The following is a 26,149-nucleotide window of genomic DNA, read 5'->3' as shown; positions in this document are numbered from 1 at the left end:
ATGTATCAGTCCACCATCGCATCAGGGGGCGCCACCATGTCCATCACCTCCGGCCTCCGCGGTCCACATCTCACCCGGCGGCTCATCCAGCTGTACGTGGGACTCGCGCTGTACGGGGCCAGCTCGGCGCTGCTGGTGCGCGGCGGCCTCGGTCTGGAGCCGTGGGGTGTGCTGCACCAGGGACTCGCGGAGCTGACCGGGCTGACGATGGGGGTCGTCTCGATCATCGTCGGCGCGGTGGTGCTGCTGCTCTGGATACCGATCAGGCAGCGCCCCGGGCTCGGCACGGTCTCCAACGTCTTCGTGATCGGCGTCGCCATGGACGCCACGCTCGCCCTCGTCCCCGAAGGCCACCGCCTGGCCGTCCGTATCCCGCTGCTGATCGGGGGCATCGTGCTCAACGGAGTGGCCACCGGTCTCTATATCGCGGCCCGGTTCGGACCGGGCCCGCGGGACGGTCTGATGACCGGACTGCACCGGCTGACCGGCCGCTCGGTCCGGCTCGTCCGTACGGGGATCGAGGTGGCGGTGGTCGTCACCGGCTTCGTCCTCGGCGGGTCGGTGGGTATCGGGACGGTCGCCTACGCCCTGGCCATCGGGCCGCTCGCCCAGCTGTTCCTGCGCGTCTTCGCCATCCCGGCGGCGGACAACGGCAGCACGGTGGTCGCCACCGGGTCACCGGGACAGGCCATACTGCGGCGGTGACTCGCGTACCCCACCCCTATCTGGACCGGCCGGCCCCGATCCCGTTCGCCCATCGCGGCGGCACGGCGGACGGCCTGGAGAACACCGCCGCCGCGTTCCGCCGCGCCGCCGGGCTCGGATACCGCTACTTCGAGACCGATGTGCACGCCACCACGGACGGCCGGCTCGTCGCCTTCCACGACTCGACGCTGGACCGGGTGACCGATGCCCGCGGCCGGATCGCCGATCTGTCCTGGAAGGACGTGCGCCGGGCGAGAGTGGCGGGGACCGAGCCGCTGCCGCTCTTCGAGGAACTGCTCGAGGAGTTCCCCGACGCGCACTGGAACGTGGACATCAAGGCCGCCCCCGCCCAGCTCCCCCTGGTCGAGCTGATCCGCAGGACCGGCAGCTGGGACCGGGTGTGCGTGGGCTCCTTCTCCGAGGCCCGGGTGGCCGGCGCGGCCCGTCTCGCGGGCCCCCGGCTCGCCACCTCGTACGGGGTGCGGGGCGTGCTGGGCCTGCGGCTGCGCTCGTACGGCATCCCGGCCCCCGTCCGGCGGGGCGCCGTCTGCGCCCAGGTCCCCGAGACCCAGAACGGTGTCCGGGTGGTCGACGAGCGCTTCATACGGACGGCGCACGCGCGCGGCCTCCAGGTGCATGTCTGGACGGTCAACGATCCGGATCGGATGGAGGCGCTCCTCGATCTCGGTGTGGATGGCATCATGACTGATCAACTGGAGACGCTGCGCGCGGTGTTGACCGCGCGGGGAGCCTGGCACTGACCAGGTGGGGCGTGCGCCGGGAAAGGCTGGGAACAGCGACGGGGAGAGCGAGGGAGCACCGGTGACCGCTGACACCGTGGACCGTGCCGACGGGTCGGCCGACGGGGCGTCGGAGCGCAGACGCGAGCAGCGCGGCTGGTACTTCTACGACTTCGCGTGCTCCGTCTACTCGACGAGCGTGCTCACGGTCTTCCTCGGCCCCTATCTGACCTCGGTGGCGAAGGCGGCGGCGGACGCGGACGGCTTTGTCCGTCCGCTGGGAATACCCATCCGCGCGGGCTCGGTGTTCGCGTACACGGTCTCCCTCTCCATCGTGGTGGCGGTGGTGGTGATGCCGCTGGTCGGCGCCGCCGCCGACCGTTCGGGACGCAAGAAGCCGCTGCTCGCGCTCGCCGCGTATCTCGGCGCCGGCGCCACGGCGGGCATGTTCTTCCTGGACGGTGACCGCTATCTGCTGGGCGCGCTGCTGCTGATTGTGGCGAACGCCTCACTGGCGGTCTCGATGGTGCTCTACAACGCGTATCTGCCGCAGATCGCCGGGCCCGAGGAGCGCGACGCGGTCTCCTCGCGCGGCTGGGCGTTCGGCTACACCTCGGGCGCGCTGGTGCTCGTCCTCAACCTCGTGCTCTACACCGGCCATGACTCGTTCGGTGTCTCGGAGTCCACGGCCGTCCGGATCTGTCTGGCCTCGGCCGGTGTCTGGTGGGGCGCCTTCACGCTCATCCCGCTGCGCCGGCTGCGCGACCGCCGGGTGGTGCGGGACGGCGCGGGCACGGTCGGTACCGGCTGGGGGCAGCTGATCGCGACACTGCGGGACATGCGGCGCCATCCGCTGACGCTGTCCTTCCTGCTCGCCTATCTGCTCTACAACGACGGCATCCAGACGGTGATCTCGCAGGCCTCGGTCTATGGCTCCGAGGAGCTGGGCCTGGACCAGACGACTCTGATCACCGCCGTGCTGCTGGTGCAGATACTCGCCGTGGCGGGCGCACTGGGCATGGGCCGAATGGCCAGGTCCTACGGGGCCAAGCGGACGATTCTCGGCTCACTCGCCGTCTGGACGCTGATCCTCGGAGCGGGGTATTTCCTGCCGTCCGGGGCACCGGTCGCGTTCTACGCGCTGGCCGCGGCGATCGGCCTGGTCCTGGGCGGCAGCCAGGCACTGTCCCGCTCGCTCTTCTCGCATCTGGTGCCGAGCGGCAAGGAGGCGGAGTACTTCTCCGCGTACGAGATGAGCGACCGCGGCCTGAGCTGGCTGGGCCCGCTGGTGTTCGGGCTCGCGTTCCAGCTGACCGGCAGTTACCGGGATGCGATCATCTCGCTGGTGATCTTCTTCGTGCTCGGTTTCGTCCTGCTGGCGAGGGTGCCGGTGCGGCGGGCGATCGCCGCCGCGGGCAACCCCGTGCCGGAACGGATTTAGACGTTGAAGTCAAAGGGCGGTAGTGTACGCGTTTGGCCTGCCAGGCGGACCGTTACTGCGTAGTCGAGAAACGAAAACGCTGGGTGACATCTCCCGTTAGATGTGACAAACCGGGCGCTGGTGGGTACGCAATCCTGGAATGACCAGCGGCACAGACGGGCGACGCATGACCCGGAACGGGAATCTTTACCGCCGACCGGACGTTGACCGGATGACGACGACAGCGACACCTGTCCTGTGGGCGACAAGCCCGGGAGGCACGATTCATGAGTGAGCGAGCTCTCCGCGGCACGCGACTCGTGGTTACCAGCTACGAGACGGACCGCGGCATCGATCTGGCCCCGCGCCAGGCGGTGGAGTACGCATGCCAGAACGGCCATCGATTTGAGATGCCGTTCTCGGTAGAGGCGGAAATTCCGCCGGAGTGGGAGTGCAAGGCGTGTGGCGCCCAGGCACTCCTGGTGGACGGGGATGGCCCCGAAGAGAAGAAGGGCAAGCCTGCGCGTACGCACTGGGACATGCTCATGGAGCGGCGCACCCGCGAGGAGCTGGAGGAGGTGCTGGCCGAGAGGCTGGCCGTCCTGCGCTCCGGCGCCATGAACATCGCCGTGCATCCGCGGGACAGCCGGAAGTCCGCCTGACCGCGTAACCACCGCATACGAACAGCGAACAGCACCAAAGCCGCGGGCCGCGTCACACTCCCTGTGTGACGCGGCCCGCGGCTTTGGTGTGCCCTACCGCTTTGGTGTGCCCTGCCGGGAGCTCACGGGGTGAGCGGCGGGCGCGGGCCCTCGTCCCCGGGGTGGTGGGGGCTCCGCCCCTCGTCGTCGTGCTTGATGACCTCGCCCTGGACCACCTTGCCGTCCGGCTGGCGCATCCGGGCCTGCTGGAAGGCGTCGCCGAGGCTGCCCGGCACGGCGGCGGCACGCATCCGGCGCTCCAACGACCGCTCCGTGTAGCGGCTGAGCGCCATCCGTACCGGCGGGATGAGCAGGAGCAGCCCGAAGAGGTCGGTGATCAGCCCCGGCAGCATGATCAGCAGGCCGCCGAGCATCAGGAAACCATTGCCTGTGCTGCCGGTGCCGCTCTCGGTCTCGGTCGGCTCGCCCGGCTGTCGCTGCTGCTGCCGTTGCAGGGTCTCGGTGAGATTGCGGAAGGCGCGGCGGCCGGCGCTCTTGATGACCACCGCGCCGAGTACGACCGCGCCCACGAGCAGCAGCAGGACGGTCAGACCGCCCGCCACATCGGCCACCACGGTCAGCAGCCAGATCTCCAGCACGAGCCAGGCGGCGACGCCCAGCGGGATGAAAGTTCGGGCGCGTGAGCGCTTGGGAACGGTCCGGGGCGATTGCGCGGTCGTCATACTCCCAGTGTGCCTGGGGACGCGTCCGGATGGCGTATGGGGACGACCGGAATGATCAAGCGGATCCGGCGGATCCGGTTCCGGTGGATCCGGTCCCGGTCGGTCCGGCCGCGGTCGGGCCAGTACCAGTCGGGCGGGCGCCGGTGGACCCGGCGGGCTTCCGGCCGAGCAGCCGGTTCGTCCGGGACTCGACGCCCCAGGCCGTGACCCGCCACAGCGCCTCGACGAGGATGTCCTTGCTCATCTTGGAGTCGCCGAGTTCGCGTTCGACGAAGGTGATGGGCACCTCGACCACATGGCAGCCCGCCTCGATCGCGCGACGGGCCAGATCGACCTGGAAGCAGTACCCCTGGGACGAGACGGCGTCGAGGCCGAGCCGCTCCAGGGTCTCCCTGCGGAACGCCCGGTAGCCGCCGGTGACATCGCGGATCGGGACGCCGAGCAGGACACGTGAGTAGGTGCTGCCGCCGCGGGAGATCAGCTCACGGGTCCTGGGCCAGTTGACGACCCGTCCGCCCGGCACCCAGCGCGAGCCGAGCACCAGATCGGCGCCCTTCAGCGCGGTCAGCAGCCGGGGCAGTTCCTCGGGCTGGTGGGAGCCGTCGGCGTCCATCTCGACGAGGACGCCGTAGTCGTGCTCGATGCCCCAGCGGAAGCCCGCGAGATAGGCGGCACCGAGCCCTTCCTTGCCCCTGCGGTGCAGGACCTTCACATGGCTGTCCTCGGCGGCCAGTTCATCGGCGATCTTGCCGGTGCCGTCGGGGCTGTTGTCGTCGGCGATGAGGATGTCGGCCTCCGGCACCGCGGCGCGCACGCGGGTGACGATGGTCCTGATGTTCTCGGCCTCGTTGAAGGTCGGGATGATCACCAAGGCTGTACCGAGCGGGCCGTACCGCCTCTGGCCACCGTCGTTCACTGCTGCCCCTTAATCGCCGTACGCAGGTGCCCCAGCTTAGCGAGCACGCCATGGCCGACGACCACCGTGGTGACCCTGTGTCGGTGGGGATGGGCGGTGATGTCCGGAGATGGCGGACGGAACCGGAGATCTTGTTACGGAACACAGACCGGCGGAGGGAAACCGGAGGGAACCGGGGGAAGCGGAAGGAATCACCTGCTGCGGATCGGGACCCGGCGTCCTTCGGGCCGACCTGGGACCCGCTGGCTGCGGGTCGACCGAAAGCCGTTGTCTACTGAACGCCGGGCCCCATCCGGGGTCGCACCTGCCGACCGGCTGAAACCTTCCCTCGCCCCCGAGACGCGACTGCTGGACCTGGCTCCCAGTGGTGGTGCGCCGGTGCGGCACACCGCCCCATGACCCAGTGGCGTTCGACGACTGCGTGGAGGCTGCCGGACGGACGTCCTGTGGTGGACCCGGCCGAACCTACCCGCCGGTGGCTGCTTACTGTCAATAGTCGTTTGACCTGCGGTGTTGACCCAAATCACCAGGTCAGTGGGGAAGATCCGCAGGTCGCGGCAGAGGCCGGCGGGCATCGGGCGGCGGCACGAAATGTCCGTACGTCACTCGTTCGGTCGCAGGAAGACCGTTTGTCCGGAGACGACGGTCCGCAGACATTCGGGCAGCGGTCGGCCGGGCGTCAGATCGGGCAGACCCGGCGTCCCCGAGCGCGGATCGGTGGACCAGCGGGCCACCCGGTCGTCGGGGGCCTGGACCACCAGCTCCTCCGTCCGCCACACGGCGTAGTCGGCGGGGGCGCCGGGCACGAGCGTACCCGCGTCGTCCCGCCCCATGGCCCGCCGGCCGCCACGGGTGTGGGCGGTGAAGGCCGCCCGTACCGAGATCCGGTGTTCGGGGGTGTTGTGGAAGGCGGCGGCTCTGACGGTGCCCCAGGGGTCCAGCGGGGTGACGGGGCTGTCGGAGCCGAACGCCAGCGGCACGCCGGCGCGCAGCAGCGCGGCGTACGGGTTGAGCGTACGGGCGCGGTCGGCGCCGAGCCGCCGGGCGTACATACCGTCGGTGCCGCCCCAGAACGCGTCGAAGACCGGCTGAACGGAGGCGGTGAGGCCCAGCTCGGCGAAGGCCGCGACGGTCGCGGGGGTGAGCATCTCGGCGTGCTCGACACGGTGCCTGGCCGCCCTGATACGGGCGAGGCCCACGCGCTCGGCGGCGGCGCGCACACCCTCGACGACGGCGCTGATCGCGGCGTCGCCGATGGCGTGGAAACCGGCCTGGAGCCCGGCCTCGGTACAGATGGCGACATGCGCCGCGATCGCGGCGGCGTCGAGCTGGGCGGTACCGGTGTGGGCGGCGTCGGCGTAGGGCTCGCGCAGGGAGGCGGTGTGGGAGCCGAGGGAGCCGTCGACGAAGAGATCACCCGCGGCTCCGGCGGCACCCAGCTCCCGGACACGCCGGGCGCCCTTCTCGTCGGTGATCCTTTCGGCCCAGTAGCCGTGGATCCGTGGCCCCGGCTCGTCCTCGGCCAGCCGCAGCAGTGCGGTGAAGTCCTCCTCGTCGGAGATCTCCGGGCCGCCGCACTCATGGAGCGAGCCGATGCCGAGCGAGGCGGCGCGGGCGCGGGCCGCCCGCTGTGCCTCGGTGCGCTGGCGCGCGCTGACCGACCCGTGGGCGGCGGCGCGCACGGCGTGGTGGGCGGCGGCCGTCAGCGGCGCGTCCGGGTGATAGCCGGTCAGCGAGGTGACGCCGGGGACCAGATCGAGCAGGGCGGTGGTCACGACCGCGGAGTGCACGTCGATCCGCGTCAGATAGAGCGGCCGGCCGCCGGCCGCGTCGTCGAGTTCGGCACGCGACGGGGGGCGCTGCTCGGGCCACCGGGCGGAGTCCCAGCCGTGGCCGAGCAAAATCCGGTCGCCGGGGTGGGCGGTGCGGTGGTCCCGTACGAGGTCCAGCGCCTCCGGCAGGGTCCGGGCGCCGGACAGGTCGAGACCGGTGAGGGCGAGGCCGGTGGCGGTGGTGTGTACGTGGGCGTCGGTGAACGCGGGGGTGACGAGCGCGCCTTCGAGGTCGATGACCTCGTCGACGCCGGAGGCGAAGGAATCCGCGGCGCCTTCGGAGCCCACCCAGGCGACGTGGCCGCGTTCTACGACCATGGCGGTGGCGAAGGGGTCGGCGGGGCTGTGGACTTCGCCGCGGCGGAGGAGGGTGGTGCGGTGGGCCGGGGCGGTGCGGTTGGTCATGGGGACAGTGTCGCGCGGTGCGGTGCGCCGTCCGGCGGGGGGTTCGTCGTGGTGCGGGTGCGGTGCGCCTCCGGCGGGGGGTGCGGGGTGCAGTGGGGGTGCGGGTGCGCCGTTGTGGTGCCGGGGGCCGGGGCCTCCGGAGGCACATGTCCGGACGGCACGATTTACGGCGCGACTCCGCCCCGACGATGGTTCGGGCGTCCGCGCGCCACACATCACGCTTCAGTGTCCGGACACGCACCTCCTACGCCCCCGACCCCCTCCCCCCGGTGGTCGCCCCCCACTGCCCGCCCCTGGTGGAGGTCGGGGTGGGGTGCCGATTCGTTCCGGGTGCGGTCTTTCCGGAGGCGAACCGAGCCCTCAAAAAATTAAAGACTGGGTGGGCGGGACTCGTAGGGGGTGGAGAGCACCACCGTCGTGCGGGTGGAGACTCCGGCCAGGCTGCGGATGCGGGTGAGCAGGTGTTCCAGGGCCAGAGGGGTCGCCACCCGGACCTTGAGGATGTAGTTCTCGTCGCCCGCCACGCTGTGGCACGCCTCGATCTCGGGGATTTCGGCGAGCCGGTCGGCGATGTCGTCGGGGGCGCTGGGGTCGAACGGTTTGGCCGAGATGAACGCGGTGAGGGGGAGCCCGACCTGCTCCGGGTCGACCACCGCGGCGTAGCCGCGGATGACGCCTCGCTGCTCCAGCCGGCGTACGCGCTGATGCACCGCCGAGGTGGACAGGCCGGTGGCCTTGCCCAGGTCGGTGTAGCTCATCCGGCCGTCCTTGACAAGCAATTCCACGATCTGACGATCCAGCTCCTCCATGCGGATCAACCTATTGCCCCGGGCCGCTTCCAGCACAGTCGGGAGTGAGCCGAAGAGCCCCGCGAGGGGGCGTGTGACGAAGACCACAGGCCTCTGGGCGGGTCGGTCGAGACCTTACGGTTACCCGGCTCGCGCGACGGGAATTGCTTGCTGTGGTCGAGACCACAAGAGCCTGGTCGGCCCACCCGAGGGGGAATGTCTCCATGCAGAGCCTGAAGCGCGCCGGACGTACCGAACCGGAGCCCGTTGAGCTCGTCGACGCCGACGAACTCGACTTCTACGACACCTTCGAGATGTACCGGGTCGTCTGCCCGGACTGTGCGCAGCCAATCGCGTTGCTGGCGGACGAGGATGTCCTGCCGGAGCACGCGCTGTGCCCTTCCCCGTGGAATCCGTTCGTACTCTCGGTCTGTGCCGGTACGGGCCGTTCGGCGTCGGAGGCTCCGGCCGCCGACGCGTCGTCCGAGGCTCAGGAGCAGGACACCGCGCTGCTGCTGACGCTGCCGCAGGGGCTCGACTGGCGGACGCAACCGTTCTCGCATGTCGGCGGTCCCGGCTCACGCCCGTTCAAGGTGCCGGCCCTCCAGCGGCACGCGGCGTAGCTCTCCCGGCGCGCACGCTGACCGCCCGTCAGCGTGCGCGCGGTGGTCAGCGGGATTCGGGGCCCGCCAGGTGGCGGGCGATCACCATGCGCTGGATCTGGTTGGTGCCCTCGACGATCTGGAGCACCTTCGCCTCACGCATATAACGCTCCGCCGGGAAGTCCGCGGTGTAGCCGTAGCCGCCGAGCACCTGTACGGCGTCGATGGTGACCTGCATCGCGGCGTCCGTGCAGAACAGCTTGGCCATGGCGGCCTGTTGGGAGAACGGGCGGCCCGCGTCGCGCAGCCGGGCGGCGGCGAGGTAGAGCGCGCGGCCGGCCTCGATCCTGGTGGCCATGTCGGCGAGCAGGAAGCGCAGTCCCTGGAAGTCCGCGATGGGCTTGCCGAACTGCCGCCGTCCCGTGGCGTATCCGACGGCTTCGTCCAGGGCCGCCTGGGCGAGTCCGATGGCGCAGGCGGCGATGCCGAGGCGGCCCGAGTCGAGGGCGGAGAGCGCGATGGCGAAGCCCTGGCCCTCGTCGCCGATGCGGCGGTCGTCGGCCACCCGTACGCCGTCGAAGTGGAGTTGGGCGGTGGGCGAGCCCTTCATGCCCATCTTCTTCTCAGGGGCTGCCGCGTTCAGTCCGGGGGCGTCGCCGGGGACGAGGAAGGCCGTGATGCCCCGGGCGCCCTCCTGCCCGGTGCGGGCGAGCACGGTGTAGAAGTCCGCGATGCCGCCGTGGGTGATCCAGGCCTTGGTGCCGGTGATGACCCAGTCGTCGCCGTCCCGTACGGCCTTGGTGCGGAGCGAGGCCGCGTCCGAGCCGGAGGCGGGCTCGGAGAGGCAGTAGGCGCCGAGGAGGCCGCCGCCCAGCATGGCGGGGAGGTGCTCGGCCTGCTGGTCCTTCGTTCCGTAGCCGGCGAGGGCGTGGCAGGCGAGGGAGTGGACGCTGACGCCGAGGCCGACGGTGAGCCGGGCGGCGGCGAGTTCTTCGAGTACCTGGAGGTAGACCTCGTACGGCTGGTCCCCGCCGCCATGGGCGGAGTCATAGGGGAGGCCGAGCAGTCCGGACGCGGAGAGGAGGGTGAAGACTTCGCGGGGGAAGTGCCCGGCGTCCTCCTCCTCGGCCGCCTTGGGAGCGATCTCCCGCTGGACGATGTCGCGTACGAGGGCGACGAGATCCTGGGACTCCTCGGTGGGCAGCTGGCGTTCCACCGGTTGCGGGGCACGGTCGGGCATACGGCGCTCTCCTCCCTGTCGGGCGCTGCGGCGGCGCGCACGCGGGGTGTGGCGGCGCCGCCGGCTGGAGTCCGGGGGTGCCCCCGGACGGCAGTGGTGCCCAGCCGATGCTGCACCTCCGGATCACGGAAGCGGCTGATCAGTGACTGTGGCGCGTTGGAGTATGCCCGATCGGGCGCCCTTCCGTCACGGGCGGGAAGTGGCCACTGGCCGGTCCGAACTTGGTCCGAACCATTGACCCCAGTGGTCTAGTCCTTCTAACGTCCACCCCAACGCATTTCGCGTTCATGCCAAGTCGACGCCATGACTTCGCTGCCCCCCACTCGCTCTTCCTCCCCCACGAGGAGATCCCGTGCTCAGACTCCACCGTCCCCGCGCCCGGTTCCGTGCGCTGATCGCCGCCGCGTGTACCGCCGTCCTCGGCGTGACCCTGCTGTCCGGAGCGGGCAGCGCGTCCGCCGGTGAGGCCGCCCCCGCCACGGCTGCCGCGGCAGGCAACAAGGTGGTCGGCTACTTCACCAACTGGGGTGTCTACGACCGGAATTACCACGTCAAGAACATTGAGACCTCCGGCTCTGCCGCCAAACTCACGCATATCAACTACGCGTTCGGCAATGTGACCGGCGGCAAGTGCGTGATCGGCGACTCCTACGCCGACTACGAGAAGGCGTACACCGCCGACCAGTCCGTCGACGGCGTCGCCGACACCTGGGACCAGCCGCTGCGCGGCAACTTCAACCAGCTGCGCAAGCTCAAGGCGCAGCACCCCGGTCTCAAGGTGATCTGGTCCTTCGGCGGCTGGTCCTGGTCCGGTGGCTTCACCGAAGCGGCGAAGAACCCGGCCGCGTTCGCGCAGTCCTGCCGCGCGCTGGTCGAGGACCCGCGCTGGGCCGATGTCTTCGACGGGATCGACGTCGACTGGGAGTACCCCAACGCCTGCGGTCTGACCTGTGACTCCAGTGGTCGTGACGCGTTCAGGAACCTGGCCTCCGCGCTGCGCACCGAGTTCGGTTCCGACCTGGTGACGGCGGCCATCACCGCCGACGGCTCGGACGGCGGGAAGATCGACGCCGCCGACTACGCGGGGGCGGCGCAGTACCTCGACTGGTACAACCCGATGACGTACGACTTCTTCGGCGCGTTCGCGGCGCAGGGCCCCACGGCCCCGCACTCACCGCTCACGTCCTACCCGGGCATCCCGACCGAGGGCTTCAACTCCGACGCGGCCATCAGCAAGCTCAAGGGGCTCGGTGTCCCGTCCGAGAAGCTGCTGCTGGGCATCGGCTTCTACGGGCGCGGCTGGACCGGCGTCACACAGAAGGAGCCGGGCGGCACCGCGGCGGGCGCGGCGCCGGGGAAGTACGAGGCGGGCATCGAGGACTACAAGATCCTGAAGACCTCCTGCCCGGCCAACGGCACGGTCGGAGGCACCGCGTACGCCTTCTGCGGCAACCAGTGGTGGAGCTACGACACCCCCGCGACCATCGCCGGGAAGATGGCGTACAAGAACCAGCAGGGGCTGGGCGGCACCTTCTTCTGGGAGCTGAGCGGCGACACCACCGACGGTGAGCTGATCAAGTCGATCGACTAGAGCCTGCGCGACGCGATCGCGCGACCGGCCCGTCGGGGGCGGGGAGAGCCTCAGAGGCCCCCGCCCCCGGCGACTTCATGCCCGCGGGGACTCCTGGCTCGCGTCGAGGCCGGTGACGGGGCGCCAGTCGAGGTCCTGCGGCGGCGCGGGGCACTCCGGGGAGAACTCCTCGATCGTGTCCAGCGTGTGGCGCAGCATCCGTACGAGCAGATCGCGCGGGATCTCCCTGGGCAGGTCCTGCTGGTACTCCAGCCATTCGAGCGTGAGCCACTCGACGCTGCTGAGCCAGCCGAGCAGGGCGAGCCGGGCGATCGGCGGGATGTCGGAGCGGCCGTACGCGCCCTGGGCGACCGTGGAGACCAGGCCCGTCCGTACGGCGTCGCGGATCGCCTGGACCTGGGTGTCGAAGCCGACGCCGCCCGTGATGATGGTGCGGTACGCCGCCTCGTTGTACTGGGCGAAGCTCAGATAGGCCTCGACGGTGCGCTGTACGCGCTGGGTGCGCGGGAGTTCGGCGCCGCCCGAGGCGAGCGAGACGAGTTCGGCGACCGAGTCCTCGACGATGGCGAGGTAGTAGCCGCGCTTGTTCTTGAAGTAGTAGTAGATCAGCCCCTTGGCGACCCCGGCGTGCTGGGCTATGTCGTCCATCGACAGCGCGTCGTACGAGGTGTCGGCGAACAACTTCCGGCCGGTCGCGATGAGTTCGGAGCGCCGGGCCTGGGAGCGTTCGGAGCTGCCGCGCTGTTCACTGCGATTCACATTCGCGTCCTGGTCTCCGGCTGCCACGGGGTGTGCGCACGATCGCCCGCAGTATCGCAGAGAGTCCCCGGGCCGCCACGAGCGGCCGGAGGGGATCGTTCCTCCGGCCGCAGGGGAGGGCGACGCGTCAGAGCAGGCCCACCGACCGCAGGGCCCGGCGCTGAGCCGCGTCCGGCGCGGCGGGCCAGTAGACGTAGCAGACGCCGCCCGTGCCGGAGGTCACCTTGCCCGAGGCGTTGTACCGCTTGGTCCTGAGCCAGATGTTCTCCCATTCCACGCGCCGGTAGACACGGCGTACGGCGGGGTTGTCCGGCGAGGCGGGGTCATTGGCGATCACATCGCCCTCGGCGGTGAAACCGATCACGGTCATCAGATGGCCCGCGGTGCCGTAACCCGCCCCCGTCAGCTCCTCCTTGAGGAAGGACTGCGAGGTGATCACGGGGATACCGGCGCGGATGAGGGTCTCCACGTCGGTGAGCGAGCCCAGCCGGGTCACGGCCGCGCTCATGTCCCGGTAGGTGGTGGCGTACGCGGCGTTGAAGGGCCAGTTGCCGCACCCCTCGTACTGGTAGTCGTAGGTGAACCGGGCCGCGTGGCAGACCTGGGGGTCGGCGAAGTCCGGGTTCACCCAGGCGAGGTCCTCGGCGGTGGGCCGGCGCCCCCAGTACTCGATGATCATCTGCGAGGAGGTGGGGCTGCACCAGGCCTCGCCGCCGTTGTCGTACTCGGGGTACTGCCCGGTGTGGATGTTCTGCGAGTAGCGCGGCACGGTCAGCTCGCGGGCGAGACCGGGCTCGGACGCGGGGACGGTGAACCGGTCCGGGACGTCGGAGGCCATCGCGCCCGCCCGGTGCACGACCGGCGTGAGCGTGGTGCCGGGCCTGCGGTAAAGGGTGAGCCGCAGCCGGTACGAGGCGAGACGCAGCCCGCTCGCCGGGTCGTCCACCGAGAAGGTGTCGGTCCAGATGCTGCTGCGCCCGTCGGTCTGGCCGTCGAGGGACGTGCGCCGGATGTCGCCCTCGCCGTCGCCCGAGGTCCAGCGGCCCAGCACGTACCAGGGCGTCTCGGTGCCGTCGGCGTACTGGCCGCGCAGTTCGATCTGGAGCCAGGTGCCGGCCGGCGTCCTGGCGTTCCAGGAGGCGATCACCTCGGTGGCGGGGACCTTCGAGCGGTGCAGGGGTGAGGTCCAGGTCCCGTACTCCCAGGTGGTGGTCGTACCGGTGTGCGGATCGGCGTAGTCGGTGCGCCCGGCGGGGACACCAATCACCAGCGAGGGCCGGGTGCCGGACACCGCGCGAGTGCCCTTCGCGGTACCGGCGCGCCAGTCGGCGTACGAGGTCCAGAAGGCGTTGTCCACAAGAGGTTTCGCCCCGGTGGGAGCCGTCGAGGTCGAGGGGGGTGAGGCGGGGGCCGGGTCCCGGGTAGGGGCGGAAGCGGCGGCGGCCGGGACCGCGCCCGCCGCCCCGGTGCCCGCGACAGCCGCGAGCGCGGCGGCCAGCACGGTTCTGCGTGAGGTGGGGCTGGTCATGAGAACCTCCGGTCGAAGGCGGAGAGAGCGGTGAGAACGTTCGGAACGCTGGGAACGGTGAGAACGCCGGGGATACGGGAGAGCGCGGAGAGATGACGGCGGTTCGACAGTCGTCCACTATCGCGGTTCGCGGTGGGCCTCTGCCAGCGATTCGGACCGCGTCGGCCCACCAATATTGGTCTTCACCGGTGACGTGACCTGCGGCGGCGACCGCGCCGGGCCGCCTGGGACGCGGCCTCGTAGGGTGGGACGGATGAACGACCTGACCGAACCGGCCACCGCCCTGCGCGCGCTGCCGCCCTCCTGTGGTCCCGTCCGGCTGATCGCGGTCGACGGGCACGCGGGCTCCGGCAAGACCACCTTCGCGACGCGGCTGTCGGCGGAGCTGGACGGAGCGCCCGTACTGCGGCTCGACGACCTGGCGGCCCATGAGCAGTTCTTCGCGTGGGTGGAACGGCTGAGGTCGCAGGTCATCGAGCCGCTCTCGCGCGGCGTGAGCGCGCGCTACGCGCCGTACGACTGGACGCTGCGGCGGTTCACCGCGCCGCGTCCGCTGCCGCCCGCCCCCGTGGTGATCATCGAGGGCGTGGGGGCCGGGCGGCGGGCGCTCCGGCCGTGTCTCGCCCGGCTCTTCTGGATGGACCGGGGCGCGGAGGAGTCCTGGGAGCGGGGCCGGCGGCGCGACGGGCCCGCGCTGTCCGCCTTCTGGGACGCGTGGACGACGGCGGAGACACGCCATTTCTCGGCCGACCCCTCGCGGCCCTTCGCCGATGCCCTGGTAACCGAGCGACAGACGGGGTACCTGATACGCACGGGGCCGGTGACGACCGCGAGGGCGGACCAAACCGTCACACAGTGTGATCAGCTTCCGCCTCCATACTGAGCAGTCGGAAATCGACCCCGGGAGAGTGCCCAACTCGGCTTGACCGAGGGGCCGGACAGGTCTTACGTTCTTAATGTGCGGCTTTTCGGAGCCGCCGCAGACGCGAAGCCCCCGGTTGTTCCCCCGTGATCGGGGGCTTCGTTCTGCCCTTCGCACCTGTTCGACGCCCCTTCACCCGTGCCGTACCCCTCCCGCGCTCACCCTGGGTCACCGCTCCGCCCACGCTGCGGTGCCCTTAGTCGCACACCCTCTGCGCAGGTACGATGCCTCTCGGTGCGGTCAATTCCCGTCCGCGACAAGGTGGTTCGGCACGCTGCCGGCGGGCGCCCGCCCGGCGGGACATTCCGGGGGCACGGTTTGTGGGGGACCTGATGGATATCGGCGCGCAGGGCACACAGGCCCCGGCCGACCTCGCCTGGGTGCGCGGTGTGGACGCCTACACGATGGGGGCCTATCCCCAGGCGGAGGAAGAGTTCAGGACCGCCGTACGGCTCGACCCCGGGATGGCCGACGGCTGGCTCGGGCTGCACGCGCTGCGCGTCGACACCACCACCGCCCTGCTGCGGATGTACCGCCACCGCGACCGCTTCGGCGAGCAGCGCTCCCGCCACCGCCGCACCCTCAACTCCTGGTACTGGCTCGGCTGGTGGGTGCAGCCGGTGCTGGAGAGCGGGCGTGATCTGCTGCTCGCCCATGCCTCGCACTGGCTGGACGGCCGCCATGTGCCGGAGCTGGACCGGGCCCTCGCGGGTCTGCCGCCGGTGGACGCCGATCCGCAGGTGCGCTTCCTGCACGCCTGCCGCGCCTATCTGGTCAAGGACTGGGACCAGTTGGTGCGCCACACCGAACCGCTGGTCCATGACCCGCTGCTGGGGATCGAGGCCGGGCTCTTCGGCGGGATGGCGCGGGTGCGGCTGGAGATGTACGGGCAGGCGGAGCCGCTGCTGTCCACCGCGCTGATGCGCTGCCGCAGCGAACAGCCGCAGCGCAAGGAACTGCGGTACTGGCTGGCCCGCGCCCATGAGGGCACCGGACGCAGCGCCGCCGCGCTGCCGCTCTACCGGGCCGTGCACCGGCTCGATCCGGCGTTCATGGACACCGCGGCCCGGCTCGCCGCGATCACCGATTCCGACGGGTACGAAGGGCCGGACGATCCGGTGGGGATCGCCTCGGTCGCGCGCGCGGGGCTCGGCCAGGACGCGGCGGACACGGCGGAGTCCGGGGGCGAACCGGAGGGCTCGGTCGGCTCCGACGTACGGATCGGCAACGAGGTCCAGCCCCAGCTGGGCGGGGTCACCCCGCCCCCGGCACGCGAAGGCGTACGGGAGAAGGCCCCGCCGCCCGCGGCCCCCGCTCCGCCGCGCTTCCCGGACGGCCCGACCGATCCGGCGCTGCTCGCCGAGGCGCTCGCCGAGCTGGAGCGGATGGTCGGTCTGGAGCCGGTGAAACGGCAGGTCAAGGCGGCGACGGCGCAGCTGCACATGGCGCGGCTGCGGGCCGGACAGGGGCTGCCCGTCCAGCCGCCGAAACGTCACTTTGTCTTCTCCGGCCCCTCCGGCACCGGCAAGACGACCGTGGCCCGGATCCTCGGGCGGATCTTCTACGCCCTGGGGCTGCTCGGCGGGGACCATCTGGTCGAGGCCCAGCGGGCCGACATGGTGGGCGAGTTCCTGGGCCAGACCGCCGTCAAGGCGAATGAGCTGATCGACTCGGCGATCGGCGGGGTGCTCTTCGTCGACGAGGCGTACAGCCTCTCCAACTCGGGCTACAGCAAGGGCGACGCGTACGGTGACGAGGCCCTTCAGGTGCTGCTGAAGCGCGCCGAGGACAACCGCGACCATCTCGTGGTCATCCTGGCCGGCTATCCGGAGGGCATGGACCGGCTGCTCGCCGCCAATCCGGGCCTCTCCTCACGCTTCACCAGCCGCGTCGACTTCCCCAGCTACCGGCCGCTGGAACTGACCGCCATCGGCGGCGTGCTGGCCGCGGAGAACGGCGACGTCTGGGACGAGGAGGCGGCGGACGAGCTGCGCTCGATCAGCGGCCATGTCGTGGACCAGGGATGGATCGACGAGCTGGGCAACGGCCGCTTCGTGCGGACGCTGTACGAGAAGAGCTGCGCGTACCGCGATCTGCGGCTCTCCGGGTACAGCGGGACGCCGACCCGCGACGATCTGGCGACGCTGCGGCTGCCCGATCTGATGCAGGCGTACGGCGAGGTGCTCTCGGGGCGCGGCCCGGCGAACCGCGGCCCCCAGGACATGCCGCCCGCCTGAGGTCCGTACATCGAGCCGCGCGCATCGAGCTCGGCCTCTCCTTCGACGGCGGCGCGCCGTCGGCTCATCCGCCTCGGGCGCGCCGCCTGCCGTGGACTGCCCCGTCAGCGCGCCAGGACCTGATCGGACTGGTCCGTGCGCTGCTCACCCACCAGGGCCGGCTTCGGCGCCGCCGTCGCCCGGTGGGACGGGTCGCGTACCTCACCGACCAGCATTTCCAGGACGTCCTCCAGGGCCACCAGACCGAGCACCCGGCCGGACGCGTCCGCGACCTGCGCCAGATGCGAGGCCGCGCGGCGCATCACGGTGAGCGCGTCGTCCAGCGGGAGTTCCGCCCGCAGCGTCGCCATCGGCCGCCAGATGTGCTGCGGCACGGCGCGTTCGCCGGCTTCCAGATCGAGGACGTCCTTGACATGCAGATACCCCATGAAGGCCCCTCCGCCCTCCGCGCAGACCGGGTAGCGGGAGTAGCCGGTGCGTACCGTCAGCTCCTCGATCTCGCGCGGGGTGACCGCGGGGGTCACCGTCACCAGGGAGGCACGGGTCAGGAGTACGTCCGTGACCGGGCGGCTGCCCAGCTCCAGGGCGTCCTCCAGCCGTTCCTGCGCCTCCGGTTCGAGCAGTCCCGCCTGGCCCGAGTCCTCGACGAGCCGGTTGAGCTGCTCGCTGGTGAAGACCGCCTCCACCTCGTCCTTGGGCTCGACGTGGAAGGCCCGCAGCACCAGCCGGGCGCAGGCGCCGAGGCCGGCCGTCACCGGGCGGCACAGCCGGGCGAAACCGACCAGGCCGGGGCTGAACCAGAGCGCGGTCTTCTCGGGCGCGGCCATGGCGAGGTTCTTCGGGACCATCTCGCCGATGACCAGATGCAGGAAGACGACCAGCGCGAGGGCTATGACATAGCCCAGCGGATGGATCAGTCCCTCGGGCACATGGGCTGCGTGGAAGACGGGCTCCAGCAGATGCGCCACCGTGGGCTCGGCGACCGCGCCGAGCGTCAGGGAGCAGACGGTGATGCCGAACTGCGCGGCCGCCATCATCTGCGGCAGGTTCTCCAGACCGTGCAGCACCTGTCTGGCCCGCGCGGAGCCTCGTGCGGCGTGCGGTTCGATCTGGCTGCGGCGTACGGAGACGAGGGCGAACTCGGCTCCGACGAAGAAGCCGTTGGCCAGGACGAGCAGCAGGGCGAAGACGAGTTGCAGGGCGCTCATCGGGGCCCCTCCGCCATCGCCGGGACGCAGGCCCGCTGGTCGGCCGGGGTGCCCGCCGGAAGCTCGGCGGTACGTACCAGCCGGACCCGCTCGGCCCGGTAGCGGTCCACCTGGCGTACGGAGAGCCGCCAGCCCGGCAGTTCCGCCCGGTCGCCGGGGGCCGGGATACGGCCCAGCAGATCGGCGACGAGGCCGGCGAGGGTCTCGTACGGTCCCTCGGGTACGTCGAGTCCGATCCGCCGCAGGGTGAGGACCCGGGCGCTGCCGTCGGCGTCCCAGGCGGGGCGGCCGTCCTCGGCCGCGACGGCGGCCAGTTCCGGCCGTCCGTCGCCCTCGGCGTCGTGCTCGTCGCGCACCTCGCCGACCAGCTCCTCGATGATGTCCTCCAGGGTGACGACACCGGCCGTACCGCCGTACTCGTCGACCACGATGGCTATCGGCTGCTCGCTGCGCAGCCGTTCGAGGAGCTGCTGCACGGGCAGGGTCTCGGGGACCAGCAGGGCCGGTACGGCGATCCGGCCGGCCGGGGTGCGCAGCCGCCGCTCCACCGGGACCGCGAGCGCGTCCTTGAGATGCACCATGCCCACGATCTCGTCGATGCGCTCCCGGTAGACGGGGAAGCGGGACAGACCGGTGGCCCGGGTGAGGTTGAGGACGTCCGCGGCGGTCGCGTCGGCCTGGAGGGCGCTCACCTTCACCCGGGGGGTCATCACATGCTGCGCGGTGAGCCGGCCGAGTGAGAGGGTCCGTACGAACAGATCGGCGGTGTCCTGTTCGAGGGTGCCCGCGCGGGCGGAGTGGCGGGCCAGGGAGACCAGTTCGCCGGGGGTGCGGGCCGAGGCGAGTTCGTCGGTCGGTTCCACGCCCAGCAGCCGGACCAGCCGGTTGGCGACGGTGTTGAGCAGGGAGATCACCGGCCGGAACACGGTGGCGAAGAGATGCTGGGGTCCCGCCACGAACCGCGCGACCTGGAGCGGCCGGGAGACCGCCCAGTTCTTCGGGACGAGTTCGCCGATCACCATCTGGACGGCGGAGGCCAGCAGCATGCCGATCACCACCGCGACCCCGGAGACGGCCCCTTCGGGCAGTCCGGTCGCGGAGAGCGGGGCGTCCAGCAGCTGGGCGAGCGCGGGTTCGGCGAGCATGCCGACGACCAGCGAGGTGATGGTGATGCCCAGCTGGGTGCCGGAGAGCTGGAAGGACAGTTCCCGCAGGGACCTGACGACCGTACGGGCGCGGCGGTCACCCGCGGCGGCTGCGCGTTCGGCGTCGGGACGGTCCACGGTGACGAGGCCGAACTCGGCGGCCACGAAGAATCCGTTGGCGAGGATCAGAAGGAATGCCGCGGCGAGCAGCAGAAGGGGGATGGTCATGCCGCCGCCTCTTCGAAGGGGGCGGCGCAGGTACTACCGGACGATCCGTCCATTGCTGGAGGGAGTCACTCCTCGGGTCGCAGGTGCCCCGCGGGCCGGATGCGGCCGTCGGATGCGGAGCGGGGCGCACTCGGCGCCTCCGGCACCAGAGTAATCAAGACAGCGGCGAAGAGGGCAGTGCTGTACGGCCGTGGATGGGGCGCCGTACGGTCAGCCGTGGCCGGCGGCGGTGGAGTGGGAGTCGGCGAGCGCACGCAGGGCGCGGGCGTCACGGATGGCGTGTGCCCTGGCGATTCCGGGCTGGATGGCCAGAACAGGCAGGCTGCTGCCGTCGCTGAGGTCGAGGAAGACCCAGGGGTCGCCGGGGCGCAGATTGACGCGCAGGATCTCGGCCCACTCCAGTCGGCGGCTGCGCGTGATATTGACGACAGTCACTCCCGTGTCGTCGGCCACGGCCTTGGGGCGGCTGAGCAGCATCAGGACCCCGAGGAACAGCAGGGCCGTGAAGATGAAGCTCATCCGCTCCCCCGCGCTCAGCTGGTCGAGTACCAGGCCGATGGCCGTGATGACGGCGAACATGACCACGCCGACGGTCAGCAGCACGGCCCGGGTACGGGTCGGCCGGAAGGTGACCGGAAGGGCGGGCGGACCTGACTGGCCGGACGGACCTGACACACCGGACGGTTCCGGTTCGGGCCGGCCGGACGGACCTGGCTGGGGCGCGGGGGCGGGCATACGTTCCCTGGCTTCCGGGAGTGGGTGCGGTGGCCGGGTGACCGGCGCGGGTCAGAGGCGGCAGGCGTGGATGGCCGTGGTGAGGATGGCGCGGGCGCCCAGCTCGTACAGATCGTCCATGATCCGCTGTGCCTCCTTGGCCGGAACCATCGCGCGGACGGCGACCCAGCCCTCGTTGTGCAGCGGGGAGACGGTCGGCGACTCCAGGCCCGGGGTGAGGTCGACGGCGCGCTCCAGGTGTTCGGCGCGGCAGTCGTAGTCCATCATCACGTACGTACGGGCCACGAGGACGCCCTGGAGCCTGCGCAGGAACTGCTGCACCTTGGGCTCCTCGCCGTCGGCGCCGCTGCGGCGGATGACGACCGCCTCCGACGTCATGATCGGCTCGCCGATCACTTCCAGGCCCGCGTTGCGCAGCGAGGTGCCGGTCTCCACCACATCGGCGATGACCTGGGCGACACCCAGCTCGATGGCGGTCTCGACCGCGCCGTCCAGGTGGACGACCGAGGCGTCGACGCCGTTGTCCGCGAGGTGCTTGGCGACGATGCCCTCGTACGAGGTGGCGACGGTCATGCCGCCGAAGTCCGCGACGCCGCCCGCGGTGCCGGGCTTGGTGGCGTAGCGGAAGGTGGAGCGCGCGAAGCCGAGCGGAAGGATCTCCTCCGCGTTGGCGCCGGAGTCCAGCAGCAGATCCCGGCCGGTGATGCCGATGTCCAGCCGTCCTGAACTCACATAGATCGCGATGTCGCGCGGGCGGAGGTAGAAGAACTCCACCTCGTTGTCCGGGTCGACCAGGACGAGTTCCTTGGACTCCTTGCGCTGCTGGTAGCCGGCCTCATGGAGCATCGCCGACGCAGGTCCTGAGAGTGAACCCTTGTTGGGAACGGCGATGCGCAGCATGAGGTCGGATTCCTTTGTGCGAAGGGGCTGTTGTACAGAACAGGTGATACGGGACGAAACGTGACGCGTGTGCTCGGAGATGGGCGTATCAGAGATGGGCGTACACGTCGTCGAGGGAGATTCCGCGCGCGACCATCATCACCTGGACGTGGTAGAGGAGCTGGGAGATCTCCTCGGCGGCGGCTTCCTTGCCCTCGTACTCGGCGGCCATCCATACTTCGGCCGCCTCTTCGACGACCTTCTTGCCGATGGCATGGACGCCCTTGCCCACCAGCTCGGCGGTACGGGAGGTGGCGGGGTCGCCCTCGGCGGCCTTCTGCTGGAGCTCGGTGAAGAGCTCCTCGAACGTCTTCTTGGACATGGTGAGGGTCACTTTACGCGGCCGGACGTGGCCCCCTGGCGCCAGGGTTCGGCGATGCTCCGCAGGGTGGTCGCGGTGGCGACGGCGGCGGTGACCGCCTCGTGCCCCTTGTCCTCGTGCGAGCCCTCGAGCCCGGCCCGGTCGAGGGCCTGCTCCTCGGTGTCGCAGGTCAGCACGCCGAAGCCGACCGGGACACCCGTGTCGACGGAGACCTGCGTGAGGCCCTGCGTCACGCCCTGGCACACATACTCGAAGTGCGGGGTACCGCCCCTGATGACGACGCCGAGGGCGACGACCGCGTCGTAGCCGCGGCCCGCCAGCACTTTCGCGACGACCGGAAGCTCGAAGCTGCCCGGTACGCGGAGCAGGGTCGGCTCGTCGATGCCGAGGTCCCGCAGGGCCCGCAGGGCGCCGTCGACGAGGCCGTCCATGACCTGTTCGTGCCACTGCGCCGCGATCACGGCGACCCGGAGGTCTCCGCAGTTCTTCACACTCAGTTCGGGTGCGCCCTTGCCGCTCACGTCTCTCCTCGAAGCTGTTCGCTGCTGGTCTTCTGAATGTTCTGGTTACTGGTTGTCGCAGGTGGACGCGGTGGACGCGTCCAGCCACGGCAGGTCGTGTCCCATCCGGTCGCGCTTGGTGCGCAGATAGCGGAGGTTGTGCTCCCCCGCCTGGACGGGCATCGGCTCGCGTCCGGTGACCCGCAGCCCGTGCCGGACGAGCGCCGTCGTCTTGTCGGGGTTGTTGGTCATCAGCCGCAGCCCGCGGACCCCGAGGTCGTCGAGGATCCGCGCCCCCGCCGCGTAGTCGCGGGCGTCGGCGGGCAGGCCGAGTTCGAGGTTGGCGTCCAGCGTGTCGTGGCCGCGCTCCTGGAGCTCGTACGCGCGCAGCTTGGACAGCAGTCCGATGCCCCGGCCCTCGTGGCCGCGCAGATAGACGACGACTCCGCGGCCCTCCTTGGTGATCCGCTCCATGGACGCCTGGAGCTGGGGGCCGCAGTCGCAGCGCAGCGAGCCGAAGATGTCGCCGGTGAGGCATTCGGAGTGGACCCGTACGAGCAGGTCCTCGCCGTCACCGATGTCGCCGTGGACGAGCGCGACATGCTCGACGCCATCGACCGTGGAGCGGTAGCCGTACGCGGTGAACTCGCCGTAGGCGGTGGGCAGGCGCACCTCCGCCTCGCGGCGGACCGTGGGCTCCGAGGTACGGCGGTGCGCGATCAGGTCCTCGATGGAGATGATCGTGAGGCCGTGCTTGCGGGCGAACGGGATCAGCTCGGGCAGCCGCAGCATCACCCCGTCCTCGCCGGCGATCTCCACGATCGCCCCGGCGGGACGCAGCCCCGCGAGGCGCGCCAGATCGACGGCCGCCTCGGTGTGACCGTTGCGTACGAGCACACCGCCGGTCTTGGCGCGCAGCGGGAAGACATGGCCGGGCCTGACGAAGTCGCCGGGCTCCGCGTCTCCCGCGGCGAGCAGCCGGAGGGTGGTGGCCCGGTCGGCGGCGGAGATACCGGTGGTGACGCCATGGGCGGCCGACGCGTCGACGGAGACGGTGAAGGCCGTACGCATCGATTCGGTGTTGTGGCCGACCATCTGCGGGAGTTCGAGCCGGTCCAGCTCCGCGCCCTCCATGGGGGCGCAGATCAGTCCGCGGCACTCGCTCATCATGAAGGCGATGATCTCGGGGGTGGCCATCTCGGCCGCGATGACGAGATCGCCCTCGTTCTCGCGGTCCTCGTCGTCGACCACCACGACCGGGCGGCCGGCGGCGATCTCCCGTATGGCCTGCTCCACGGGGTCGAGCGAGAGGTCCTCGACATTGTCGGTGGAGTACCAGGTGGGCTGGGTCGGCAGTGCGGTCATGCTGCTGCTCCTTCCAGAGCCGGGGCGGTCGCGCGGGAACGGAGCCACCAGTCGCGCATCCCCCAGAGGACGAGGGCGAGGTAGATGACGTACACGAGGCCGGAGAAGGCGAGTCCGCTGCTGAAGGCGAGCGGTACGCCGACGATGTCCACGAGCAGCCAGGCGAACCAGAACTCAACCAATCCACGGGCCTGGGCGACCATCGCGGCGAGCGTGCCGACGAAGATGTACGCGTCGGGCCAGGGGTTCCAGGACAGATCGGGGACGGCGGCGAAGAGGCCGCCGACGGCCAGGGTGCCCAGCGCCGTACCGCCGAGCAGCACCCCGCGCTCGCGCCAGGTGGCGAACCGTACGGCGATCGAGCCGTCCTGCGCCTGCCGCCTGCCGCGCTGCCACTGCCGCCAGCCCCACAACGCCACACCGATGACCAGCAGTTGCTTGCCGACACCGCCGCTGAGGTGGGCGGAGGCATAGGCGCCGACGAGGATGACGCCGGAGAGGAACTGGGCGGGCCAGGTCCAGATCGAGCGCCGCCAGCCGAGCGCGAGTGCGGCCAGACCGATGGTGTTGCCGATCATGTCGGACCACAGGATGTGCTGGCCGAAGGCCGTGAAGGCCTCGCCGTTCAGCCAGGTCAGAGCGATCACCGGGCCGACTCCTCGGTCTGTGCCGTGCCGGTCTCCCCGGTCGGTGCCGTGCCGGTCTCCCCGGTCGGTGCCGTGCCGGTCCCCTCGGTTCGCCCCGTGCCGCTGCCGAGCAGCCGCTCGACGTATTTCGCGAGGACGTCGACTTCGAGGTTGACCGGGTCGCCGGGTCCCTTGATACCGAGCGTGGTCAGGGCGAGCGTGGTGGGGATGAGGCTGATGGTGAAGTAGTCGGGCCCGGCGTCGACGACCGTGAGGCTGACGCCGTCGACGGTGATCGAGCCCTTCTCGACGACATAGCGCGACAGGCCGGCGGGGAGCGCGATCCTGACCAGTTCCCAGTGTTCGGACGGGGTGCGCTCGACGACGGTGCCGGTGCCGTCCACATGGCCCTGGACGATATGCCCGCCGAGCCGGCCGCCGACGGCCACGGGCCGCTCCAGGTTGACCCGGGAGCCGGTCGCCAGCGCGCCGAGGCTGGAGCGGTTCAGCGTTTCGGCCATCACATCGGCGGTGAACTCACCGTCCTCGAAGTCCACGACCGTGAGACAGACACCGTTGACGGCGATCGAGTCGCCGTGCTTGGCGTTCTCGGTGACGACGGGTCCGCGGAGGCGGAAGCGTGAGGAGTCACCGAGGTTCTCGATGGCGGTGACCTCACCCAGTTCTTCGACGATTCCGGTGAACACTCAACGCTCCTTCGTGGTGGGGACATTCATGGCGGGCGCGGGTGCGAGCGCCTGTCCGGGGCCGGGTCCAGGTCCGGGTCCGGGGACGTGTCCGGGCTCGGGGACCGCGGTGATCCGCAGGTCGGGTCCGATCCGTACGGTCTCCGTCATCCGGAGTCGCAACGCCTCGCCGATGGTGCTGATTCCGGCGTCGCCGAGTGCCGTACGGCCCGCGCCGAGCAGCACGGGGGCGAGATAGCCGACGACCTTGTCGACGGCTCCCGCGGCGACGAAGGAGCCGGCCAGGGCCGGGCCGCCTTCGAGGAGTACGGAGCGGACGCCGCGCTCGTGCAGGGCGGCCAGCAGGGCGGGGATGTCCAGACCGCGTCCGGCCCGCGGCAGCCGTACGACCTCGGGCAGTTGCCCCGCGTCGGCGTCCTCGGCGATCGCGATCAGGGTGGGCGCCGCGCCGTCGAGTACCCGGGCGCCGGGCTTCACGGCGGTCGCTTCGGTGTCGACGACGACCCGCAGCGGCTGGACGGCGCCCTCGATGCCGCGTACGGCGAGATGCGGATCGTCGGCGCGCGCGGTGCCCGAGCCGACCACGACCGCGTCGGCCTCGGCGCGCAGCCGGTGGACATCCGCGCGCGCCTCGGCGGAGGTGATCCAGCGGCTGGTGGAGTCGGCGGCGGCGATCCGGCCGTCGAGCGTGGCCGCGTACTTCCACAGGACGTGGGGACGGCCGTGGCGTACGGAGGTGAGCCAGGCCGCGTTGCCCGCCTCGGCCTCCTCGCCGAGGAGCCCGCGGGTGACGGTGAGTCCGGCCGCGCGCAGGGTGTCGGCGCCGCCCGCCGCCTGCGGGTTCGGGTCGGCGACGGCGTAGCTGACCCGGGCGACACCGGCGTCGATGAGCGCCTGGGCGCAGGGTCCGGTACGGCCGGTGTGGGCGCAGGGTTCGAGGGTGACGTACGCCATGCCGCCGCGGGCCCGTTCACCGGCCGCGCGCAGCGCGTGGATCTCGGCGTGCGGGCCGCCCGCGCGCCGGTGGAATCCCTCGCCGGCGAGGCGTCCCGAGGCGTCGAGGATCACGCATCCGACGACGGGATTGGGGCTGGTGGAACCGAGTCCACGTGCGGCGAGCGCGATGGCGCGACGCATGGCGTCGGCGTCGCCCACGACGTCGGTTTCCGTGGCCACCGGGTCCTCCTGCCTCTTCGGGCACGGACTCCGGGGCCTGTCGATGACGACAGAGAAGCGGGAACGCACAGGGGGACGCCGAGGCCGAAGATCCGGCTCGTCCGAGGACGAACCGCCGACGGCGGCGTA

At 71.0% G+C, this 26,149-nt stretch carries 25 protein-coding genes; 8 read left to right on the top strand and 17 right to left on the bottom strand.

Translation table 11 applies throughout. The annotated features are described in order from the left end of the window. The first annotated feature begins 36 nt into the window (after positions 1–36). The 4 genes from CU044_RS35230 (at position 37) to CU044_RS35215 (ending at position 3,527) form a co-directional block, all read left to right on the top strand. A complete protein-coding gene (locus CU044_RS35230) occupies positions 37–705 on the top strand; it encodes a hypothetical protein (protein ID WP_129772793.1) in 669 nt (222 codons plus the stop codon). Further along, on the top strand, positions 702–1,466 hold the full coding sequence (locus CU044_RS35225; protein ID WP_129772792.1) for a glycerophosphodiester phosphodiesterase: 765 nt from the start codon (positions 702–704) through the stop codon (positions 1,464–1,466). The genes CU044_RS35230 and CU044_RS35225 overlap by 4 nt, the downstream gene beginning before the upstream one ends. Before the next feature lie 61 nt (positions 1,467–1,527). After that, a complete protein-coding gene (locus CU044_RS35220) occupies positions 1,528–2,886 on the top strand; it encodes an MFS transporter (RefSeq protein WP_129772791.1) in 1,359 nt (452 codons plus the stop codon). Positions 2,887–3,152: 266 nt separating this feature from the next. Beyond that, the gene (locus CU044_RS35215) at positions 3,153–3,527 is read left to right on the top strand and encodes an RNA polymerase-binding protein RbpA (protein ID WP_003959706.1); all 375 of its coding nucleotides are present in this window, start codon (positions 3,153–3,155) and stop codon (positions 3,525–3,527) included. Between the two features lie 122 nt (positions 3,528–3,649). Here CU044_RS35215 and fxsA read toward each other — a convergent pair whose 3' ends face one another. The 4 genes from fxsA to CU044_RS35195 form a co-directional block, all read right to left on the bottom strand. After that, entirely contained in the window at positions 3,650–4,249 is a 600-nt protein-coding gene (gene fxsA / locus CU044_RS35210; protein ID WP_129772790.1) for an FxsA family membrane protein, read from the bottom strand. Positions 4,250–4,304: 55 nt separating this feature from the next. Next, positions 4,305–5,165, bottom strand: coding sequence for a polyprenol monophosphomannose synthase (locus CU044_RS35205; RefSeq protein ID WP_129772789.1), 861 nt, complete (start codon positions 5,163–5,165; stop codon positions 4,305–4,307). 602 nt (positions 5,166–5,767) lie between these two features. Next, complete coding sequence (locus CU044_RS35200; RefSeq protein ID WP_129772788.1) at positions 5,768–7,402, bottom strand: amidohydrolase; 1,635 nt, start codon at positions 7,400–7,402, stop codon at positions 5,768–5,770. Between the two features lie 368 nt (positions 7,403–7,770). Beyond that, on the bottom strand, positions 7,771–8,211 hold the full coding sequence (locus CU044_RS35195; RefSeq protein WP_129772787.1) for an Lrp/AsnC family transcriptional regulator: 441 nt from the start codon (positions 8,209–8,211) through the stop codon (positions 7,771–7,773). Positions 8,212–8,414: 203 nt separating this feature from the next. Between CU044_RS35195 and CU044_RS35190 the strand changes: the two genes are divergently transcribed. Continuing rightward, positions 8,415–8,813, top strand: a complete 399-nt coding sequence (locus CU044_RS35190; protein WP_129772786.1) for a hypothetical protein — start codon at positions 8,415–8,417, stop codon at positions 8,811–8,813. A 46-nt stretch (positions 8,814–8,859) separates the two neighbouring features. Here CU044_RS35190 and CU044_RS35185 read toward each other — a convergent pair whose 3' ends face one another. Next, positions 8,860–10,032, bottom strand: a complete 1,173-nt coding sequence (locus CU044_RS35185) for an acyl-CoA dehydrogenase family protein (RefSeq protein ID WP_129772785.1) — start codon at positions 10,030–10,032, stop codon at positions 8,860–8,862. Between the two features lie 352 nt (positions 10,033–10,384). On the opposite strand from CU044_RS35185, the gene CU044_RS35180 reads away from it, so the two are divergent. After that, positions 10,385–11,623: a glycoside hydrolase family 18 protein gene (locus CU044_RS35180; RefSeq protein WP_129772784.1), complete on the top strand. Its 1,239-nt coding sequence runs from the start codon at positions 10,385–10,387 to the stop codon at positions 11,621–11,623. 75 nt (positions 11,624–11,698) lie between these two features. Here CU044_RS35180 and CU044_RS35175 read toward each other — a convergent pair whose 3' ends face one another. Together CU044_RS35175 and CU044_RS35170 are read right to left on the bottom strand one after the other, a co-directional pair. Continuing rightward, positions 11,699–12,382 (bottom strand): TetR/AcrR family transcriptional regulator, encoded by a 684-nt coding sequence (locus CU044_RS35175; RefSeq protein ID WP_129772783.1) that lies wholly within the window; start codon positions 12,380–12,382, stop codon positions 11,699–11,701. Positions 12,383–12,509: 127 nt separating this feature from the next. Further along, entirely contained in the window at positions 12,510–13,910 is a 1,401-nt protein-coding gene (locus tag CU044_RS35170; protein ID WP_129772782.1) for a peptidase C39 family protein, read from the bottom strand. Positions 13,911–14,163: 253 nt separating this feature from the next. Between CU044_RS35170 and CU044_RS35165 the strand changes: the two genes are divergently transcribed. Next, complete coding sequence (locus tag CU044_RS35165) at positions 14,164–14,793, top strand: hypothetical protein (RefSeq protein WP_129772781.1); 630 nt, start codon at positions 14,164–14,166, stop codon at positions 14,791–14,793. Between the two features lie 371 nt (positions 14,794–15,164). After that, positions 15,165–17,069 (top strand): AAA family ATPase, encoded by a 1,905-nt coding sequence (locus tag CU044_RS35160; RefSeq protein ID WP_129772780.1) that lies wholly within the window; start codon positions 15,165–15,167, stop codon positions 17,067–17,069. A gap of 104 nt (positions 17,070–17,173) precedes the next feature. On the opposite strand, the gene CU044_RS35155 is transcribed toward CU044_RS35160, so the two are convergent. The 10 genes from CU044_RS35155 to ribD form a co-directional block, all read right to left on the bottom strand. Next, positions 17,174–18,277, bottom strand: coding sequence for a hemolysin family protein (locus CU044_RS35155; protein WP_240046012.1), 1,104 nt, complete (start codon positions 18,275–18,277; stop codon positions 17,174–17,176). Further along, positions 18,274–19,650 (bottom strand): hemolysin family protein, encoded by a 1,377-nt coding sequence (locus tag CU044_RS35150; protein ID WP_129772779.1) that lies wholly within the window; start codon positions 19,648–19,650, stop codon positions 18,274–18,276. Before CU044_RS35150 ends, CU044_RS35155 begins: the two co-directional genes overlap by 4 nt. Before the next feature lie 210 nt (positions 19,651–19,860). After that, positions 19,861–20,325, bottom strand: a complete 465-nt coding sequence (locus CU044_RS35145) for a PH domain-containing protein (protein WP_129772778.1) — start codon at positions 20,323–20,325, stop codon at positions 19,861–19,863. A gap of 111 nt (positions 20,326–20,436) precedes the next feature. Further along, the gene (hisG, locus tag CU044_RS35140; RefSeq protein ID WP_129772777.1) at positions 20,437–21,285 is read right to left on the bottom strand and encodes an ATP phosphoribosyltransferase; all 849 of its coding nucleotides are present in this window, start codon (positions 21,283–21,285) and stop codon (positions 20,437–20,439) included. Between the two features lie 88 nt (positions 21,286–21,373). Beyond that, on the bottom strand, positions 21,374–21,646 hold the full coding sequence (locus tag CU044_RS35135) for a phosphoribosyl-ATP diphosphatase (protein ID WP_030355539.1): 273 nt from the start codon (positions 21,644–21,646) through the stop codon (positions 21,374–21,376). An 8-nt stretch (positions 21,647–21,654) separates the two neighbouring features. Then, positions 21,655–22,167: a 6,7-dimethyl-8-ribityllumazine synthase gene (ribH, locus tag CU044_RS35130; RefSeq protein ID WP_129772776.1), complete on the bottom strand. Its 513-nt coding sequence runs from the start codon at positions 22,165–22,167 to the stop codon at positions 21,655–21,657. Positions 22,168–22,212: 45 nt separating this feature from the next. Further along, positions 22,213–23,511: a bifunctional 3,4-dihydroxy-2-butanone-4-phosphate synthase/GTP cyclohydrolase II gene (locus CU044_RS35125; protein WP_129772775.1), complete on the bottom strand. Its 1,299-nt coding sequence runs from the start codon at positions 23,509–23,511 to the stop codon at positions 22,213–22,215. After that, positions 23,508–24,158 carry a nicotinamide mononucleotide transporter family protein gene (locus tag CU044_RS35120; RefSeq protein WP_129772774.1) on the bottom strand — a complete coding sequence of 217 codons (651 nt, stop codon included), beginning with the start codon at positions 24,156–24,158 and terminating at the stop codon, positions 23,508–23,510. The genes CU044_RS35125 and CU044_RS35120 overlap by 4 nt, the downstream gene beginning before the upstream one ends. Next, on the bottom strand, positions 24,155–24,844 hold the full coding sequence (locus CU044_RS35115) for a riboflavin synthase (protein WP_129772773.1): 690 nt from the start codon (positions 24,842–24,844) through the stop codon (positions 24,155–24,157). The genes CU044_RS35120 and CU044_RS35115 overlap by 4 nt, the downstream gene beginning before the upstream one ends. Next, positions 24,845–25,981 carry a bifunctional diaminohydroxyphosphoribosylaminopyrimidine deaminase/5-amino-6-(5-phosphoribosylamino)uracil reductase RibD gene (gene ribD, locus CU044_RS35110; RefSeq protein ID WP_129772857.1) on the bottom strand — a complete coding sequence of 379 codons (1,137 nt, stop codon included), beginning with the start codon at positions 25,979–25,981 and terminating at the stop codon, positions 24,845–24,847. Positions 25,982–26,149 lie beyond the last annotated feature (168 nt).

Source organism: Streptomyces sp. L-9-10, from assembly GCF_004151105.1.
GTDB lineage: Bacteria > Actinomycetota > Actinomycetes > Streptomycetales > Streptomycetaceae > Streptomyces.
The sequence above is the reverse complement of the archived record's forward strand: the minus strand, read 5'-3'. Positions and strand labels throughout refer to the sequence as shown.